Consider the following 18366-nt stretch of genomic DNA (forward strand, 5'->3'; position numbering starts at 1 on the left):
GGCTCTTGAGGGATGCTTTATTTAATAGTACCTTGTTTTAAAACTACAACTTATGAAACATATCTATTTTGGAATAATGGCCCTGGTCCTTCTGACGGGGTGTAAACAAGAAAAAAAGGTTTCTGAGGAAACTAAAGAAGACTTGGCAGACAACGGTCCAGTTACGGTACAGACGGCCATAGGACCTTTGGAATTGGCCGCGCCCTTTTCTTCGGAATCCGTAACCAAACAGAGTAAGGTCATAGGATGGGAGGATGGGCAAAAACCCATGGCACCGGAAGGGTTTACCGTTAGCCGTTTTGCAGACAATCTGAAGCATCCACGTTGGACCTACATTGCGCCTAACAATGACATGTTCGTGGCGGAGGCCAACACGAAGGAGAGTGCAAATCAAATAACGCTTCTTAGGGATACGGACAATGACGGAACGGTTGATGAGAGACATCTATTTGCCCAAGGTCTCAACCAAAACTTTGGAATGTTGGTCTTAAACGGATATTTCTATGTGGCCAATACTGACGGACTTTACAGATATCCTTATAAAGAAGGGCAAAATAAACTGGAAGGCGAGGGCGAGAAAATTGTGGAACTCTCCGCAAGCGGATATAATAACCATTGGACCAGAAATATAATTACCAATAAAGAAGGTAGTAAAATTTATATTTCAGTAGGGTCTGCTAGTAATGTAGGCGAACAAGGAATGGAAACCGAGAAAAGAAGGGCCAATATTTTAGAGGTGAACCCAGACGGTAGTGGAGAAATTGTATATGCAGATGGAATACGAAACCCTGTGGGTATGGACTGGAACCCTGTTACAGGAGATCTCTGGACCGCCGTAAATGAGCGTGACAAGATTGGAAATGATTTGGTGCCGGATTATATCACCAGCGTTCAGAAAGGAGGCTGGTATGGATGGCCCTACAGTTATTACGGACAAATAAACGATCCAAGATGGGAAGAAGACCCGCATCAAGATTTGGTAGATAAGGCTATTATTCCAGATGTGCCGGTGGGCAATCATACGGCATCCCTTGGTTTGGAGTTTTATACGGCGGACCAATTTCCGGCATCCTATAAAAATGGTGCCTTTGTAGGCCAGCATGGATCCTGGAACCGTGCTATTTTTTCAGGCTATAAGGTGTTGTTTGTACCTTTTGAGAATGGAAAGCCACAACAACCGCAAGACTTTTTAACCGGTTTTATTGCTGATGAGGAAGCAGGTGAAGTGTATGGTAGACCGGTCTGCGTGATTACTGCTCCGGACGGGTCTCTTTTGGTGAACGATGATGATAGCGGTATTATCTGGAGGGTTACAGCAGAATAAACATAAATTAATCTAGAATATTAGAATTTGAAATAGTGCTTATCTTTGGGCACTATTTCTTTTTTACCCAAGTATTGATTTCAAAAACAACCATAGATCAAGTATTTGAAACCGCTCGTTTAGAGGAGGTCATTGGAGATTTTGTTCAACTTAAAAAGTCCGGCTCCAACTTCAAGGGGTTGAGCCCTTTCACAGATGAGCGAACACCCAGTTTTATGGTGTCTCCAGTAAAGCAAATATGGAAAGACTTTAGTAGTGGTAAGGGGGGTAATGTAGTTGCTTTTTTAATGGAGCACGAGCATTTTACCTATCCTGAAGCCATCAAATACCTTGCGAAAAAATACAATATAGAGATAGAGGAAACCCAAAGAACAGATGAGCAAAAGCAAGAAGCCAATGAACGTGAAAGTATGTATCTGGTTTCTGAGTTTGCCCAAAAACACTTTGAGAAAATGCTTTGGGAAACTGAGCTGGGAAAGGCTATTGGACTTTCTTACTTTAAAGAACGGGGCTTTACCCAAGAAACCATTAAAAAATTTGGTCTAGGATATTGTTTGGACGAGTGGGACGGGTTTACCAAAACTGCATTGGATAAAGGGTATAAGCTTGACTATTTAGAAAAAACCGGGCTTACTATTGTTAAGGAGAATCCTCAGAACCCAAACGACCCTAGAAAGTTTGATCGTTTTAAGGGTAGGGTAATGTTCCCTATACATTCAATGAGCGGAAGGGTATTGGGTTTTGGCGGAAGAATTCTAAAGACAGATAAAAAGGCCGCTAAATACCAAAATTCACCGGAAAGTGATATTTACCACAAGAGTAAGGTTCTATACGGAATTTATCATGCCAAGCAGGCCATTGCCAAGGAGGATAATTGTTTTTTGGTGGAAGGGTATACAGATGTCATTCAGTTTTTTCAAAGAGGAATTGAAAACGTAGTTTCTTCCAGTGGTACCGCTTTAACATCGGAACAAATTAGACTTATCAATAGGCTCACCAAGAATATTACCGTATTATTTGATGGCGATGCCGCGGGTTTAAGGGCATCCTTGAGGGGAATTGATTTGATCCTGGAGCAGGGAATGAACGTGAAGGTCTGTACGTTTCCTGAAGGAGAGGATCCTGATAGTTTTGCGAAAAACAATGAACTGGAAGAGATTCAGCTATATCTAAAGGAAAACTCCAAGGATTTTATTCAGTTCAAGGCACACATTTTAGCAAAGGAATCGGGAAATGACCCTATCAAAAGGGCGGAAACGGTTAGGGATATTGTCCAGAGTATTTCCAAAATTCCCGATGGAATCAAAAGGGAAATTTACGTGCAAGAATGTGCGGGCATCATGAATGTATCAGAATCTGTATTGTTCAGTACGTTGGCCCAGATGGGTATAAAGGACCGTACGGAAGCTGCAAAGGCCCAAAAAGAAGAGCAGAAAGCCTTTGATGTGGTCAAAAATGATGCTACCATCGAGAAGGTGGACGTTCAATATGAATTGGAGCGAAAGATTATTGAGCTCCTGCTATTATACGGAAGTGAAACCGAAGAATTTGAAGATCTCATCCTAAAGGAAAGTGAGGAAGGCGATTTAATTTTGGAACCCTTAAGCATAGAGGCAAAGGTCTATGAGAAAATTTTCTTGGATTTGCAGGATGATGAGATAGAATTGGCAAACGAGCAATTTAGAAATATCTATTACAAACTTATTGAAGCTCTAAATCAGGACCAGGAATTTCAGTTGAACGCATTCCTTTCCGGTCTGGCCCAAGATATGGTAGGCGAAATTTCATCCATTATGATGGAGGAAGAAAAATACGTATTGCACAATTGGGAACGCAAGGATATCTTTCCAAAAGATAAAAAACTGGGAGTGGCCCAGTTGGTAAGTGAAACTATTCTAACCTTGAGATGTTTTTTGATAAAGAAGAGAATGCTGGCCCTTCAAGATAATACCAAGGGAGGAGAGGGAGACCATAGGGAAACCTTGGAGGAAATCATGAATTACATTCACCTAAATAAACTTCTTAATAAAAAATTGAATCGAGTTTTGTCATAAAAAAATCCCGAACGAACGTCCGGGATTTTAAATTTCTTAGTCTTAGTCTTTTAAATTTATCGCCAAAGTCTTAGTAAAGTTCCAAAGCTTTAGCTTGTTGAAGAAGATCAACCATGTTGTCTACATTCAACTTTTTCATTAGGCGCGCTTTGTAGGTACTAACTGTTTTCTCGTTCAAATTAAGACCTATGGCCACGTCCTTATTTCGCTTTCCACTAGCAAGTAATTTTAGAACCTCTACCTCACGTGTAGATAATTTTCTAAAGAACCTACGTGGTTTTTGTGTACCCTCATCAAAAGCAAGTCGCTGCGCGAGTTCATTGGTAATAAACATATTACCTTCGCTAACCTTTTTAACGGCAGAAATAATGTAATCAATGTCCGATGCTTTTGAAAGGTAACCAAAGGCCCCAGCCCTAATGGTACTCAAAGCATACACATCTTCAGATTGACCACTGTACATAAGAACCTTAACATCAGGATTTTCTTTCTTAAGTTTTCTTAAGGTGGCAATTCCGTTGATTTCTGGAATATCCATCTCCAACATGATAACGTCGGGGGTAACTCTTTCTAATTTTTCAAAAAGCTCCGAAGTTGTAGATGCCGTATCTACTACTTGAAAGCCTGTAGCACTTTCTAAAACGCTTGTAACACCCATCCTGACAATTGGGTGATTGTCCGCAATTAATACTTTAATCATTTTGTTAGTTTTGTTCTAGATAATAAACTTTCGATTAGGGCGTGGGAAAAAATACTGACACGCAAAATAAACTTTATAAATCTAATTTCTGAGGCTAATGTCATATTTTTTTCACAAAAACGGCCTTTCTGATGGATATATTCGTTTAGTTTACACCTAATTAGGACAAATTGCTATTTGAGTTGTTCCGGAATTTCACAGACCGGAATCGGCAGCATTTTGTGTTTATTGGCCGTATTGAATCGCATAAAGATACGAAATACTTCTCTTTCTCGGCCAGAAAAATCGTTTTCGTCCTTGCCTTGCTCCAACATGGCCATCGCCCATTCCAATTCTGGGTAAGATGCCCCGATCTGGTCTTCATCCGTTCTATCATCTCCCCAAAGCCCATCCGTAGGGGCCGCATCGATAATTTCTTGGTTGACCCCAAGGTGTTTGGCAATATCATAAACCTCGGTTTTCAACAGGTCTGCTATGGGGCTCAAATCCACCCCTCCATCTCCGTATTTAGTGTAAAATCCCACCCCGAAGTCTTCTACTTTATTGCCAGTTCCCGCGACTAAATAACCTTTTAAAGCGGCAAAATAGTATAAGGTGGTCATTCGAAGACGTGCCCTGGTATTGGCCAAGGACATAAAGCGTTCCTCTTCATTTTCAACAGGGGGCAGGGAAGCTACCAAACTGTCAAAAACCGGGGTTAGGTTTACTGGTTGTCTTTTAACGTTCTTGAAATTTGCTTGTAGCCAATTAATGTGATTGGCGGCCCTGCTAACTTGGTTTTCGGCTTGATGAATGGGCATCTCCAAACACAATAGGTCCAAACCTGTTTTTGCACAAAGGGTAGAAGTTACCGCAGAATCTATTCCGCCAGAAATCCCAATTACAAATCCTTTAATTTTAGCATTGGTGGCATAGTCCTTAAGCCATTTTACAATATGCTCCGTTACCTTTTCTGTTTGCATAAGATGTTGTTTTATTGAGATACGTTAACTTTGTTGGTTAAAATTAGTACCTACCAGCTTAATATTAAAATGTATAGGAAAATACTTAAATGGAAGGCCGGCATTTTTACGATATTTCTCGTTTTAACCGTCTTTTTTAGTTGTAATGATACCAATAAGATAGAGGCCGAAATAGCAAACGTGCCCATAGATCTTCAAGTTGCTAGGTTTGATAGGGAATTTGCCTCTGCACAACCTAAAGATATTCCTAGGTTAAAAACAAATTACCCATATTTATTTCCCCGGCAATACGCGGATAGTGTTTGGGTGGCCAAACTTAGCGATACCTTACAAGTAGAATTACTGATGGAGGTGGAAAAAGTCTTTCCAGATTTTGAGCAGGAAGCTTTGGAATTGGAAAATTTATACAAGCACATTAAATACTATTTTCCTCAAACCAAGGTGCCCAAGGTGGTTACTTTAACATCAGACGTTCAATATGAGAACCGGATTATTCTAACGGATAGCCTGTTACTCATTGGTTTGGATAATTATTTGGGAGCGGATCATAAATTTTATGTGGATATTCAGAACTATATAAAATCCAATTTGGATAGCGAGTATTTGGTAAGCGATGTGGCCAGCGCCTTTGCAAAGCAGGTAGTTCCCAAACCCCAAAGTCGCAATTTTTTGGCCAGTATGGTTTATTATGGAAAAGAATTGTACATAAAAGACCAATTACTGCCTTCAACAAAGGATTATTTGAAGATCAACTATTCGCAAGACCAATTGGAATGGGCAAAAGCAAACGAGGAACCCATTTGGAGAAATTATATTGAAAACGAATACCTTTTTAGTACGGATGCGAAATTGTCCAGACGGTTTTTGGACCCTGCGCCCTTTTCCAAATTTGGATTGGAACTTGACAATGAATCTCCAGGAAGAATAGGCAGGTATATGGGATGGCAAATAGTGAGAGCTTTTATGGATAACAATAATGTGTCCTTACAGCAAATGCTCAATTTACCAGCGGAAGAAATTTTTAAAAAATCGAATTTTAAACCTTCAAAATAAAATGGCGAAATTACATACCTCAGAAATTACTTTGAAAGTAGAATTGGATGAAAACCGGGTACCGGAGACCCTCACGTGGTCTGCGCAAGACGGTGGAGTGGACAATGAGGAGGCGAAGGCCATGTTGTTATCCGTTTGGGATAGCAAGCATCAAGAATCCTTAAAAATTGATTTGTGGACCAAGGATATGCCCGTTGATGAAATGAAAGTGTTCTTTCACCAAACCTTAGTGTCCATGTCCGATACTTTTTATAAGGCCACTCAGGATGAAAAAATGACCGCTACCATGAAAGATTTTTGCGATTACTTCGCTGAGAAATTGGAGCTTAAAAAGTAACATTGTCAAGATTTAAAAATATAAACGACCGGGTTTTACCGGTCGTTTTTTATTTCCTTTTTTTATGAAGAAGGCGGTTGGTAGGCAGGAACAAGATTGTCTTTTGCAGGAATAGTCTTTAAATAGGCAAAAATTGCCGCTATGTCATCATCGGTTAAATAGGAATAATGCTTTGGCATGGGCGGCATAATGGGGCGTGAATTTTCTTGGCCTTTGTATTTCATATCCCTTAATGCCTTGGTAAATTGTTCCAATGACCAATTGCCAATACCGCTTTCGTGGGGCGTAAGATTAGCTGCATAACTGGTGCCCCAAGGTCCTACTGCAGAAGTTAAATCTCCAGCAAATAATACCCATGGTCCAATAGGTACGTTTTCAGGAATGGGAGGTAACGGTTGTGAGGCATCAAAACCCATCATAAATTTATCCATATCATGAATAGGGCCTTGTGCTGTCATCTTTTTAGGAGTATGACAATCAGTACAGCCCAGTACATCTACCATGTATTTACCATGATCTATCTGGTTTTGTAGCTTTTCTTCATCACTAATGACAGTGATAGGGTCTTCTTTGGGCAGGTCTTTACAGGAAAAGAAAATTAGACCTACGAATACAATTAATGTTGGAATTGATGTTTTCATAGTAGATGGTATTTAAAGTCATGTGATAAATTAATTTTTTTTGAAAAACCATTGTGCTCGAATTGTATCAATGGTGCCAAACCTTGTATAAGGGGGAGAAATAAGGGTCGGACTTTGAATGGGGAAGATAAGCTTGAAGGTCAATACCTTAAGACTGCTGAGGGGCCTTAGCAATTTCCATATCAAATTGATGGGCCGTGGCCAGTACTTGGTGGATTATATCTGGGTGTACTGATTTCTCTAACGCATTTGGTTCGGTAATGTCCACCCCAAATTTTTCAAAAAAGCTTAGAAACCCTTTGGGACTATGAATACTAACAAATTTGCAGGGTAAATTACTTTTGTTGTTGAAGGTGTGCAGTGTTCCGGGCGGTACATCCAGAGATTCTCCAGCTTTCAGGGTTTGTAGTGTACCATTTACAAAGAATTCCATTTCACCTTCCATGATAAGAAAGGTTTCCTTGTATTCTTTGTGAATATGAGGTGGCGGTCCCTGGGTTCCAGCCGGGGTTTTAATTACTGTAAGATCATAATCTCCAGTAGTTGGGTGAAGGGTAACCTCTTGGCCCAATACCCAAAATGTCTGTAATTTTTTCATTTCATGAGATTTTTGTCTCACAATGATAGTGTATTATTTTTTAGTTTCAAAATTTTATAAGACATTTGTCTCATGAGTGATTCGCATTTAAGTTCGGGGAGAAAAGCCCAAAAGCAACAGACACGACAAAAAATACTAAAGGCGGCAAATGATTTAGTGAAGAATCATAGTCCGTTAAATATGGATGAAATAGCCAAAGAAGCAGGTATTTCTAGAGCGACAATTTATAGGTATTATTCAAATACTGAAGAAATTGCCACTGAACTCATTTTATATCTGAATGTACCTGATTCCGATAAACTGATGTCTGATTGGGAGGGCCAAAATCTTAATGATGGCTTGAAGGGCATACAAAATGCCTACTTGGATTTTATATTCAATAATGAAATTCCTTCCAAAAAATTCTTAGGAGCTATACTTTCTTCTGTCGACCCAAAATTGGAACGAGGTCAAAATAGGATTACATCGGTTCGTGAATTTTTAGCTTCAAAGGATATTCAGATGAAACCAGAGGAAAAGAAAAACCTAAGTGTCATTGCTACCTTGTTGATGGGCATTGAGGCGGTTATTGTCACGAAAGATGTTTGTGGTCTTGACAATCAAAAATCTAGAGAAGTTTTAAATTGGGCATTGGACCGTATTTTACAAGGATATGAGTAAAACATTATGAACCTAATTACTACCTCGGCTTCTCGTCCAAATCCAGGCCAAGCATTCCCTTTGCAATCACTTCACGAGCAAAATAGGTATTGGCGGGATGTATTTTAGCCAGTCGTGCATCACGGAAAAGCCTCTCGAAACCGGCTTTATGAATGATACCGGCTCCGCCCATAATATCCATAGCTTTATCGGCCACCTTCCAAGACCCTTCGGCTGCCCTACATTTGGCGGCTACAATTTTTACTCCCCATGCTGGTCCATAATCCTTACCTTCAGTATATTCTCGAACCAAGGTATCTAGGTGAGGTTCTATACTTTCCATTTCAAGAACCATATCCGCAATATCACGTTGTATACCTCCGTGATAAGCCATGGATGGTCTTCCCAATGAAATAGATTTTTTATTAGGTAGTTTTTCCAAAACTGTGTTCAAAATACGTTGGGCGAGCCCAAAATAGACATTGCTGAAACCAAAGCATGCCCAAGCAAAGGCCCCAAGAATAAAACCATCTATGCCGGCAAAACCGGTGGGTACTTTTCGTGAAATGTATTTATCAGGAATGAAAACCCCGTTTAATAAGGTGTCATCAGAGCGCGTTCCCCGCATACCCAAAACATGATCCCAAGTAGGCTTAATTTCGTAATTTTTGCTGTCTCGCGGCATAAAAGCGTGTACAATCTGTGGGTTTTCCGGGTCACTGTTATCTTGCGCATGAAATCCGAGATAATTCCAAACAGGAGTGAGGCTCCCGAACATTTTATGCCCCGTAAATTTATAGCCACCTTCTATTTTTTCAGCTTTACAAGTGGAGTAAAGCATGGGGCTGTCATTTCCAGATTCTCCGTGTCCCGCTGCAAAAACTTTACCCCTTCCGGCTTCTTCCAAAAGCCATTGAAGTGAGGTGTCCCCCGCTCGATAAAGATCTGCGGACAGTCCCGTCCAGTAAATATGCATGTTCAGGCCCAAAGCGGTGGGAGCTGCGTGATAGGCTAATTTACGGGTCAGTTGCATACATTCGTCCAATTTCATGCCCATACCCCCAAATTCTTCCGGTACGGCCATGGTTAGATATCCGGCGTTTTTAAGCACTTCAAAATCTTCCTGAAAGAACAAGTTGTTGCTGTCGTAGTAAGCGGCACGGTTACCACATTTCTCAAATATTTCGGTTAAGTTGTCTACAAATTCCTCTTTTGATTTCTTTTCTAGTGTTTCCATGGTATTCAATTTAGAGGTGTTCATACCTAATTTTTATTTGCTTCCCAGTTGACGAGTTTTAAACGGTGTTTTGACAAGTTCTTGGGTGTTGTAATTGCCAACTAGGTATCCAAAAGTCAAAAACTTTTCACCTACCACGGTCTAAATGTGATTACTCTTCCTTTTGCTGATTTTAAGGATTATGGGGGAAGTTGGGTAACCCTTGTTTTATTTGCTCTAAATTAGGTCGAAGCTCTCTTGGAGAATGTAAGTTTTGGTTCAAATACTAGCACTTTATAATCACTTCAGACATTCGGTGGGCAAAATCTTAAACCGTTCTTTGAACATTCTGGTGAAATAAGTGGCACTGCTAAACCCATGATCAAATGCAATCTCAGACACGTTTCTATCTTTTTTGCATAGGGCCTGCAAAGGACTTCTTAATCGAACCTCACGTATAACTTCATTGGGCGATAGGCCGGTAAGTTTTTTGATGGTCCTATACGTTTGGGCTTTGCTCGCACCTAAAGCCTTTTCTAAATGGCCTACCTTAAATTTTGGGTTTTCAATGTTTTTTACAATGGTATCATATAATATAGCAAGTAAGTTCTCTTCCTTATTGTTGAAGGATTGAATTCGAGAATTTTTTAGATGTTCAGAGGTAAATTGCCCATATGATTTTTTGGAGGTATCGTCTATTAAAATCAATCCGGGTTTGCCTATTTGGGAGAGTACTTTCAGCCGATTTAATGCGTTTTCAAACAATTTGTTACCCGTATCATCTACGGGCATTCCGGTTACCACGGAAATATTGAAAAAAGAAAAATTTGGTTGAGAAGACAAATGCTCTTGTAATGCAAAGGCACAAGACAAAGCGTTTTGACATTGAAGAAACGTAGAAAGGATAAAGTTTTCAGGTTGCTCTACGAGATTACCTTTGTACTTATTGATATAATTTTCAATTTTTTCATAATCACCCATTTTATGAATTGAATTTGGGTTTCCTTCAATTCTTAATAAGGTGCGAAAGCCCGTGTCTATTTCTCCTGTAAGGGTAGTCGCCAGGTCTTTTCTGTTTTTGCTGCCTTCTCCTAGGTATGGAAAAAATTCATTTTCTGTGCTAATTTTTACCACATTGCAAGCGCCGACACCGTGGGCTTTTAAATGGCTTTGAACGCAAGCCTCCATATTCGGGGCCTTCATTAAACAACAAACAGTCCGCTCTTCCAGGTTCAGGTAGTATTTTTCATAGACAACCCCAAACTCTTGCTGAACGGCGACATCCCTGAGGTGGGCCTTGTATGCATCCTCTTCTGTGAAGGGAAGGTGTTCTATGTGATGAATATCCATGAATAGGGGCATAGCTACATTTCAAGATTTAAGCAAGCGTAAGGGGAACGGCCAACTTTTTCGAGGGAAAGGAAAAAAAGCAAATAAAGGAAGACAGGCACAAAAAGGTTTACTGCCTTTATCCGCATACTATTGAGCAGCCATTATGAACATAATTTACGAGTAAATGAGTAGTTAGTATCGAAGAAGTTTATAGATGGAAGCATTTTCTGTATCGTTGGTATGTTTTCTTTATAAATGGAAAGTGTAATCTTTTGATTAACAATGCTTGATGGTTGAAATCCAACAAAAAATGCGACCCTGAGGTCGCATTTTTTGTTTTCCAAGCCTACGGATTTTAATTCGCCATAGGAACTTCCATCAAAAGCACTTTGCTATCGGTTTTAAACTTGAAATCCACCTCTTTTGCCTCGGTAATTCCAAGTCCGTCCCTTCTTGATAGTTCATCCTCATTAACGGACACCGAGCCTTCCAAAACAAACACGTACAAGCCGTTGTTTTCATTTTTTAAGGTATGGGTAGTGGCTTTTCCTTGGTCAAAATCGCCTAAGTGGAACCAAGCATCTTGATGTATCCAGACACCTTCGTCTTCGGCATTGGGCGATACAATTTGACGAAAGGTATTTTCGGTATCCTTTCCATCTAACGTAATTTGATCGTATCGTGGCGTAACATTCACCTTATTGGGAATGACCCAAATCTGCAAGAACTTCACCAATTGATTTTGGTTCTTGTTCTTTTCACTATGTTGAATTCCCGAACCTGCACTCATCACCTGTATATCCCCTTTCTTTATAACGGCGGTATTCCCCATGCTATCCTTGTGTTCAAGATCGCCCTCCAGAGGTATAGAAATAATTTCCATGTTACTGTGCCCATGGGTGCCAAAACCCATTCCGGCAGAAACCTCGTCATCGTTCAAAACCCTCAATACCCCAAAATTCATTCTTTCGGGATTGTGGTAATTACCAAAACTAAAGGTATGGTAGGTGTTGAGCCAACCGTGATTGGCATGGCCTCTTGTAGCTGCTTTATGTACTATTGTTTTCATAATCGTCTTTTAAATAATTATCCATTGATTTAGGAAAGCACATCTTGAATATGTGGGTTCTTTTGAAAAACACTATTGGCAAAAGGGCAAAGGGGGAGTACTTTTTTCTTTTCTTCTCGTGCAAAGGATACTAATTGCATTAACAATTTTTTACCTGCTCCTTGCCCTCTAAGACTGTCGTCTACTTCGGTATGGTCAATAATCATTTTGTTGGGTCCGGCCCATGTATACGTCATTGAAGCCAGTCGCTGACCATCATTTTCTATAAAGAAAGCTCCTTTTTTGCCGTTATCTTCCTGTTGTACTTCCATCTTATTTTGGGGTTGATTTAGTCTTCTAAATATCCGAATTTGCCCATATTGAAATCTTCAATGGCTTGAACCAATTCTTCCCTTGTATTCATTACAAAAGGACCTTGGGCCGCAATAGGCTCATCTATGGGTTCTCCGCTTAAAATTAGTACAACGGCGTCTTCTGTTGCCTTGATTCCAAAATCCTCCCCATCATTTTCAAATAACACGAAATGATCGGTAGGTACTTCTTCGGATTCATTTACTAAAATACTTCCCTCAATTACCAATAGCGCCGTATTGAAAGTTTGCGGAAAGCTAAAATCTGCTACAGCCTCCTTTTGTAGCCGGGCGTTATACATATTCATAGGTGTGAATGTAGAAGCCGAACCTTTTATTCCTTTGTAATCGCCTGCAATTACCTCTATAGTACCCGCATGGTTCTCAAGCTCATAAGATTGGATATCATCTTGGTTAAGTGCTTGATATTTGGGTTTAGACATTTTATCCTTCGCAGGAAGGTTCACCCATAGTTGCACCATTTGAAAATCGCCTCCTGTTTTTGAAAATTCTTCTTCATGGTATTCCTTATGTAACACTCCCGAGGCTGCTGTCATCCATTGAACGCCACCTTCACCAATAATTCCGCCGCCGCCGGCACTATCATGGTGCGCTACCTTACCTTTATAGGCAATGGTAACCGTTTCAAAACCGCGGTGCGGATGTACACCTACTCCCTTTGGTTGCTCTGAAGGAGGAAAATAAAATTTGGAATTATAATCCATTAAAATAAACGGACTCATTCGCTCCATGGTCAACCTAAAACTGCTGGGAATAAAGTTATGAACCCTAAATCCATCGCCTACAAAGTGGGGCGGTCTTGGGGGCACTACCAATTCTATATTTCTTGTACTCATGATTCTTTTGTTTTATGGTACCAAAATTACAGGACAACAGATAGTTGCGCATTGACTTATGTTAAGAAAGTAATTTACCCCAAAAAACGTCCAAGAAAGTTAAAAGGTGATAGTTTATCCTTGCTTGAAGTTCTCTTTGGCCAAATCTCTACGTACCCTACTGAGACTTTCAGGTGCAATACCCAAATAGGAAGCTACCATCCATTGGGGAACACGAAGGAGTACATCTGGGTGTAATTTTATAAAGTTGAGGTAGCGGGTTTTTGCCGATGCGCCTAAAAGCAGCTTTACGCGTTTGTTCAAATGCCGGATGTGATTATGCAGTAGCCGGTCGTTCAATTTACGAAAAGAGGGGCCAAGTGCCGAAATTTTATCGACAAATTCAGTATCTAAAAGTACAACTTCCGTTTCTTCAATGGCATCTATGTAATAATCGGAGGGCTCATTGAAATAAATGCTACCGCGGTCGCTCACCAACCAATTTTCAGGTGCAAATTGTAGAATGTCCTCTTTTCCTTTTTCATTGAGGGCATACATTCGCAACAATCCTTTTTCAACAAAAAAAGTAAGCTTACATATCTCTCCTGCTTGCAGAAGTAGTTCCTCCTTTTTAACTTTTTTGGTACGGATACCATCACAAAGTTGGTCAATGGCATCTTTGGGCAGTCCCCATTGTTGGTTCAAATACTTTTTAAAATTGAGGAGTTCCACCGGCTCGTGTCTTACTTACTGTTAAGTGCTTTGGTGACCACCTCTCTTGTTTTTTCGTAGCATGTTTTCATGAGGGTAGGGGCATCCATAGTATTCCAATAGGTTTTGTTGAAAAGTTCAACGGAAAATCCACCTCTAAAACCTGCTTGGTAGAGTTTGGGAATGATGGTGTCAAAATCGCAAACACCGTCACCAGGCAAGACTCTATCGGCGTCGGTCAACAAATTATAGGCTGGAGAAGCTGGGTAATCGTTCATGTGGATTACCGGAAGTTTTCCTGCATTGATCAGGTCTATGGTATCCCAATCATTGCCACCTCTGTGTACATGGTAAAAATCCAACAACATGGTAGCCTTGGGGTGGCCCGTGGCAATGGCGATTTGGGCACAGTCCGATATTCTGTGAAGGGCACCCATTCCCCAAAGTTCTAAAATGGGGGTAACCCCGGTCTCGTCGCCCAGTTTTAGAATTGCTGCGTAACGTTCAGCGTATTGGTCGTATTTATTAGGGTCTATTTTATCGATTCCTTGAACCGGGGTGGCGATGAATTTTCCGCCAAGTTCCTTGGTTATTTCCATTTCCTCTCTTAGTTGTGCCATGGCTTTTGATCTCTCCTCGGCATTGTCACTGCACCATTTTGAGAAACCGATAATGTTTTCGAGTACCAAGTTGTGTTCCTTCAGCTTATTTCTCAAGGTAGCGGTAGAACCTCCTTTTTCAATAAAGGTTTTAATATCGCTCATCCACATTTCTATACCGTCAAAACCAGCATTGGCAATCAAGTCAATTTGAATATCTGCCGGTAATTTATAGTGCAACAAAGTACTGCAATTCATACTGATTCTAACAGGCAGCTTTTCTTCTAAAAGTCTGTTTTTATCGATTCTTATATTGGCAAAGGATAAGTTGCTTAGGGCAGCTGCGGCTCCTAGGGTGATGGATCCTAAGGCTTTTCTTCGATTGATTTTGGTGGACATGGAGAGGAATTAAAAATTTTAAATTTAGTGAAAGGTTTGGTTAAAACTTAGAATAAGGGCAAAATAGCCTTTTGCATGATGGTAAAAGGAAGCTTGTCTTCCGGCAAATTATAAGCGTCGCCGGTAAAAATAACTACTAAATCATTATCCGGAATTATAAAAATATACTGTCCTCCATTACCCGTAGCGGTTTTGGAAACAAGTATGTTGCCATTGGACTGAAGCGGAATGCTCCACCACAAATACCCATAGTCTAAATTAGTAATCTTTGTTTTGGAGGTGGTGGCCTCCATTATCCAGTTTGAGGATACAAGTTGATTGCCTTTCCAGTTGCCCTGATTCGCTACTAATAATCCCAACTTGGCAAGGTCTCGAGAGCGGAGGTACAATCGTTTACCTGAGGTGATGACTTCTTTAGAACTGGTATGTCCCCATTTTTGATGAATAATTCCCAAGGGTTCAAAAAGATATTTTTGGGCGAATTCATCTATTTCCATTCCCGAGGCTATCCTGATAATTTCAGCAAGTAATACCGTTCCCATGGAACAGTAATTGGATACCGTTCCCGGTTCATTTACCAATGGTAACTGTAGCGTATAGGTTATCCAGTCTTTCTTCTTATGAACTCTATCTTCCTGCCCTTTTGATTTTTTGTTCCAATCATTGCAATCGAGTCCGCTGCTCATGGTAAGCAAATTTTCAATGGTGATCTTTCTTTTTACACTCCAATCAACCTCGGAATAGACGGTACCAAAATACTTCTCTATGGAATCATCTACGCTTTTAATAAAACCTTTATCTATGGCAATCCCCACCAATAAGGCCCGAATACTTTTGGTAACAGATCGTAGGTCATGGACTTCTTCTGGTTTCTGACCGTTAAAATATTCTTCCAGGAGCAACTGCCCGTCCTTAAAAAACAGCATGCTGTGTAGGTGATTTTCATGCTCTTTTAGTTGGTGTAGCAGCTTGAATAGATTGGTGGTATCTGTGGTGAACTCTAAAAGGGAGGCTACTTCAAGTCCGTCATTTTTTTCGATTGGAGGGGGGTAGTTGTAATCGTACTGGGCGTACGCCCTAATAGCACACAAGAAGATTATAATAATCAATAGTTTTGCTGATCCGCTTTTTAAATACATTAATCAATTTTTTCCATTTCAACCCAAAAAGGCATGATATTTTTGCCTCCTTGAGAGTAAAAGGTTATTAAGTCAGTTTCCATGGCTGGAAAATACACCTCATTCATTTCGATGACATCGGCTGTTTTGGCTTCATGAGTTATTTGTCTGATGATAGAATTTGTCTCTACATACATTTTTCCTTGAGGATCAATCGGCTTTATAAACTTAAATTTTAGATTATAAGTGCCCTCTTGTATGCTTACTCGCCATTTACCAAATACCTCTTCTTGACTCCAAATGCCCCTCTCCCCTCCAGCATCATTTCTATTGAGGATAGCAGGGTTTTCTTGCTGATGGCCCAGTAGAATTCTGGGAGGGTTCACCATATGTTCAGAGCTTATTAACTCTTTGTATGCAATGTCCATTTCCATTTTTAATTGCGCTGACAATTCCTTTTGTTGCGAGATTATATTCTCTTGCTCAAACGGGTCTTTGTGAAGATTGTAAAGTTCAAATTTTTCCAGTTGGGCATTGTAATCCACATTTCCGACCAGCTTATGTTCACCTTGAAGTATAGACATGTTTTGGTATAATTCAGGATATTTTCTAGTCCAATAAAAAAATAGGGGTCTGCCCTCCCAATCTACAGTGTTGCCATTTATCAAGGGAAGCAGGTCTTTTCCATCTATTGTACGGTCTTTTGGTATTGAGGCGCCACAAATTGAGGCAAGGGTTGGCAATACATCCATATGAACTGCTGTTGTTTCTATATCAACATCTTCTTTTTTAAAAGTTTTGGGGAATTTCATAAAAAAAGGCACCCGAACACCGCCTTGGTACACCTTTCCTTTTCTACCCTTCAGTCCAGCTACATATCGTCTTTGTTGAGGACCATTGTCGGTCATAAAAATCACAACCGTATCCTCTTGCAATTTCAATTCCTTCAGCTTTTTCAAAAGTAGGCCAATATTGTCATCAATATTCGAAACCATAGCATATACCTTTCTAGCATCTTCTTTGTCTTTCTCAGACATTTCAGGAAAAGGTTGCCCACTGGTATCAAAGCCAGAAGTGGGGTCTATTTGTTTATATTTCTCATAATACTTCTCCGGAACTTGAAGAGGCGTGTGGGGAGCATTAAAAGATAAATAGCAAAAGAAAGGTTCATCTTTGTTGTTTTCAATAAAGCGAACTGCTTCCTGAGTAAATATGTCGGAGCAATAGCCTTCATATTTTTGCTGTTGATTATTATGCCATAGAACGGGATCAAAATAGCTGCGGTCTCCTTGAAAATAGGTGGTTATATCTCCTACCTGGCCCATGCCGCCTGAAAGATGGATTAGAGATTCGTCAAAACCTTGGTCACTGGGTCTGCTGGGGTAATTATCGCCTAGATGCCATTTGCCAAAAATACCTGTACGGTAGTTGGCGGTTTTCAGCATTTCAGCAATAGTAACTTCTTCCGTAGCCATGATGGCTCCGCCGTTATAAGTATCCCTGATTCCTGTCCGAAGGGAATAACGACCGGTCATTAAACTCGATCGGGTTGGGGCACATACTGGTGAAACGTAAAATTGATTGAATCTAACGCTTTCTTTTGCCAATTGATCAATGACAGGTGTTTTTACATGGGGATTGCCCGTAAAACCTAAATCGCCATAGCCCTGGTCATCGGTAATAATAAGAATTACGTTTGGTTTCTTATGGGATTGCGAAATGGAATAAAAGGGTTGTAAAAGATAACAACAGACTAGAATAAGTTTAAGCGAACGGTACATGAAAATTGGTTGTTTGGTAAGTGTTGAAGATAACCAATTTTAAAGTTAGCTGAAATTGAAATTCTAGAGTTCTTTTAAAACTTTACACGGATTGCCAACCGCTAAGACATTATCTGGAATACTTTTGTTTACCACGCTTCCTGCCCCTATGGTTACGTTATCGCCTATGGTTACTCCCGGAAAAATAATCGAGTTGCCACCGATCCAAACGTTATCGCCAATAGTTACCGGTTCTGCTGAGGTGAGATAGCTCGTGCCTTTTTCATTTTCAATGATACGGTCAGAGGCTTTAAGTGGATGGGAAGCAGTGTAGATTTGAACATAGGGCGCAATAAGTCCGTTTTTTCCAATGGTAATTTTGTTATTGTCCAGAAACATGCAATTGGTATTGATAAAGGTGTTGCTGCCAATCGTAATATTCTCACCGTAATCACAGTAAAAGGGCGTTTCGATCCAAACACCCTCTTGTATACTTCCCAACATTTCCGAAAGAATTCGCTGGCGTTCATCTGTCAATTGCGAATCTAGCAGATTGTATTCTTTCATAAGCCTTCTGGCCTTGTGGTATATGGTAAGCAATTCAGGGTCACGGGAATTATAGTTCATTCCCTGAAGCATCTTTTCCTTTTCGGTCATAGTTTTAATAG

19 protein-coding genes are annotated in these 18366 nt (G+C 40.2%); 5 read left to right on the forward strand and 14 right to left on the reverse strand.

Features of this window, described 5'->3' with window-relative positions; all coding sequences use genetic code 11:
• Window positions 1-52 precede the first annotated feature (52 nt).
• Window positions 53-1324, forward strand: a complete 1272-nt coding sequence (locus BIZ36_RS08820) for a PQQ-dependent sugar dehydrogenase (RefSeq protein WP_187457523.1) — start codon at window positions 53-55, stop codon at window positions 1322-1324.
• Between the two features lie 74 nt (window positions 1325-1398).
• The gene (dnaG, locus tag BIZ36_RS08825; RefSeq protein ID WP_187457524.1) at window positions 1399-3378 is read left to right on the forward strand and encodes a DNA primase; all 1980 of its coding nucleotides are present in this window, start codon (window positions 1399-1401) and stop codon (window positions 3376-3378) included.
• Between the two features lie 70 nt (window positions 3379-3448).
• Here dnaG and BIZ36_RS08830 read toward each other — a convergent pair whose 3' ends face one another.
• Together BIZ36_RS08830 and nadE are read right to left on the reverse strand one after the other, a co-directional pair.
• Complete coding sequence (locus BIZ36_RS08830) at window positions 3449-4078, reverse strand: response regulator (protein WP_187457525.1); 630 nt, start codon at window positions 4076-4078, stop codon at window positions 3449-3451.
• A 173-nt stretch (window positions 4079-4251) separates the two neighbouring features.
• Complete coding sequence (gene nadE / locus BIZ36_RS08835) at window positions 4252-5040, reverse strand: NAD(+) synthase (protein WP_187457526.1); 789 nt, start codon at window positions 5038-5040, stop codon at window positions 4252-4254.
• A 69-nt stretch (window positions 5041-5109) separates the two neighbouring features.
• Here nadE and gldB point away from each other — a divergent pair, with 69 nt between their 5' ends.
• Window positions 5110-6093, forward strand: a complete 984-nt coding sequence (gene gldB / locus BIZ36_RS08840) for a gliding motility lipoprotein GldB (protein WP_187457527.1) — start codon at window positions 5110-5112, stop codon at window positions 6091-6093.
• Window position 6094: 1 nt separating this feature from the next.
• Window positions 6095-6430 carry a gliding motility protein GldC gene (gene gldC / locus BIZ36_RS08845; RefSeq protein ID WP_187457528.1) on the forward strand — a complete coding sequence of 112 codons (336 nt, stop codon included), beginning with the start codon at window positions 6095-6097 and terminating at the stop codon, window positions 6428-6430.
• Window positions 6431-6492: 62 nt separating this feature from the next.
• On the opposite strand, the gene BIZ36_RS08850 is transcribed toward gldC, so the two are convergent.
• On the reverse strand, window positions 6493-7071 hold the full coding sequence (locus tag BIZ36_RS08850; protein WP_187457529.1) for a c-type cytochrome: 579 nt from the start codon (window positions 7069-7071) through the stop codon (window positions 6493-6495).
• A gap of 148 nt (window positions 7072-7219) precedes the next feature.
• Window positions 7220-7669: a cupin domain-containing protein gene (locus BIZ36_RS08855; RefSeq protein WP_187457530.1), complete on the reverse strand. Its 450-nt coding sequence runs from the start codon at window positions 7667-7669 to the stop codon at window positions 7220-7222.
• 72 nt (window positions 7670-7741) lie between these two features.
• Here BIZ36_RS08855 and BIZ36_RS08860 point away from each other — a divergent pair, with 72 nt between their 5' ends.
• Window positions 7742-8329 (forward strand): TetR/AcrR family transcriptional regulator, encoded by a 588-nt coding sequence (locus BIZ36_RS08860; RefSeq protein WP_187457531.1) that lies wholly within the window; start codon window positions 7742-7744, stop codon window positions 8327-8329.
• A gap of 19 nt (window positions 8330-8348) precedes the next feature.
• On the opposite strand, the gene BIZ36_RS08865 is transcribed toward BIZ36_RS08860, so the two are convergent.
• The 10 genes from BIZ36_RS08865 to BIZ36_RS08910 all read right to left on the reverse strand — a co-directional run bounded on the left by BIZ36_RS08865 (window position 8349) and on the right by BIZ36_RS08910 (window position 18355).
• The gene (locus tag BIZ36_RS08865) at window positions 8349-9545 is read right to left on the reverse strand and encodes an acyl-CoA dehydrogenase family protein (RefSeq protein WP_187457532.1); all 1197 of its coding nucleotides are present in this window, start codon (window positions 9543-9545) and stop codon (window positions 8349-8351) included.
• Between the two features lie 279 nt (window positions 9546-9824).
• Entirely contained in the window at window positions 9825-10886 is a 1062-nt protein-coding gene (locus BIZ36_RS08870) for a nickel-binding protein (protein WP_187457533.1), read from the reverse strand.
• Between the two features lie 325 nt (window positions 10887-11211).
• Window positions 11212-11925 carry a pirin family protein gene (locus BIZ36_RS08875; protein ID WP_187457534.1) on the reverse strand — a complete coding sequence of 238 codons (714 nt, stop codon included), beginning with the start codon at window positions 11923-11925 and terminating at the stop codon, window positions 11212-11214.
• A gap of 29 nt (window positions 11926-11954) precedes the next feature.
• Window positions 11955-12236: a GNAT family N-acetyltransferase gene (locus tag BIZ36_RS08880; RefSeq protein ID WP_187457535.1), complete on the reverse strand. Its 282-nt coding sequence runs from the start codon at window positions 12234-12236 to the stop codon at window positions 11955-11957.
• A gap of 17 nt (window positions 12237-12253) precedes the next feature.
• Window positions 12254-13132 carry a pirin family protein gene (locus tag BIZ36_RS08885; protein WP_187457536.1) on the reverse strand — a complete coding sequence of 293 codons (879 nt, stop codon included), beginning with the start codon at window positions 13130-13132 and terminating at the stop codon, window positions 12254-12256.
• A gap of 114 nt (window positions 13133-13246) precedes the next feature.
• A complete protein-coding gene (locus tag BIZ36_RS08890; protein WP_187457537.1) occupies window positions 13247-13843 on the reverse strand; it encodes a Crp/Fnr family transcriptional regulator in 597 nt (198 codons plus the stop codon).
• A gap of 11 nt (window positions 13844-13854) precedes the next feature.
• Window positions 13855-14820 (reverse strand): sugar phosphate isomerase/epimerase family protein, encoded by a 966-nt coding sequence (locus BIZ36_RS08895; protein WP_187457538.1) that lies wholly within the window; start codon window positions 14818-14820, stop codon window positions 13855-13857.
• Between the two features lie 47 nt (window positions 14821-14867).
• Complete coding sequence (locus BIZ36_RS08900) at window positions 14868-15959, reverse strand: serine hydrolase domain-containing protein (RefSeq protein WP_187457539.1); 1092 nt, start codon at window positions 15957-15959, stop codon at window positions 14868-14870.
• A complete protein-coding gene (locus BIZ36_RS08905) occupies window positions 15959-17719 on the reverse strand; it encodes an arylsulfatase (RefSeq protein WP_187457540.1) in 1761 nt (586 codons plus the stop codon). Before BIZ36_RS08905 ends, BIZ36_RS08900 begins: the two co-directional genes overlap by 1 nt.
• A gap of 63 nt (window positions 17720-17782) precedes the next feature.
• Window positions 17783-18355, reverse strand: coding sequence for a sugar O-acetyltransferase (locus tag BIZ36_RS08910; protein ID WP_187457541.1), 573 nt, complete (start codon window positions 18353-18355; stop codon window positions 17783-17785).
• Between the last annotated feature and the right edge of the window lie 11 nt (window positions 18356-18366).

Source organism: Cytophaga sp. FL35 (assembly GCF_014349235.1).
GTDB lineage: Bacteria > Bacteroidota > Bacteroidia > Flavobacteriales > Flavobacteriaceae > Euzebyella.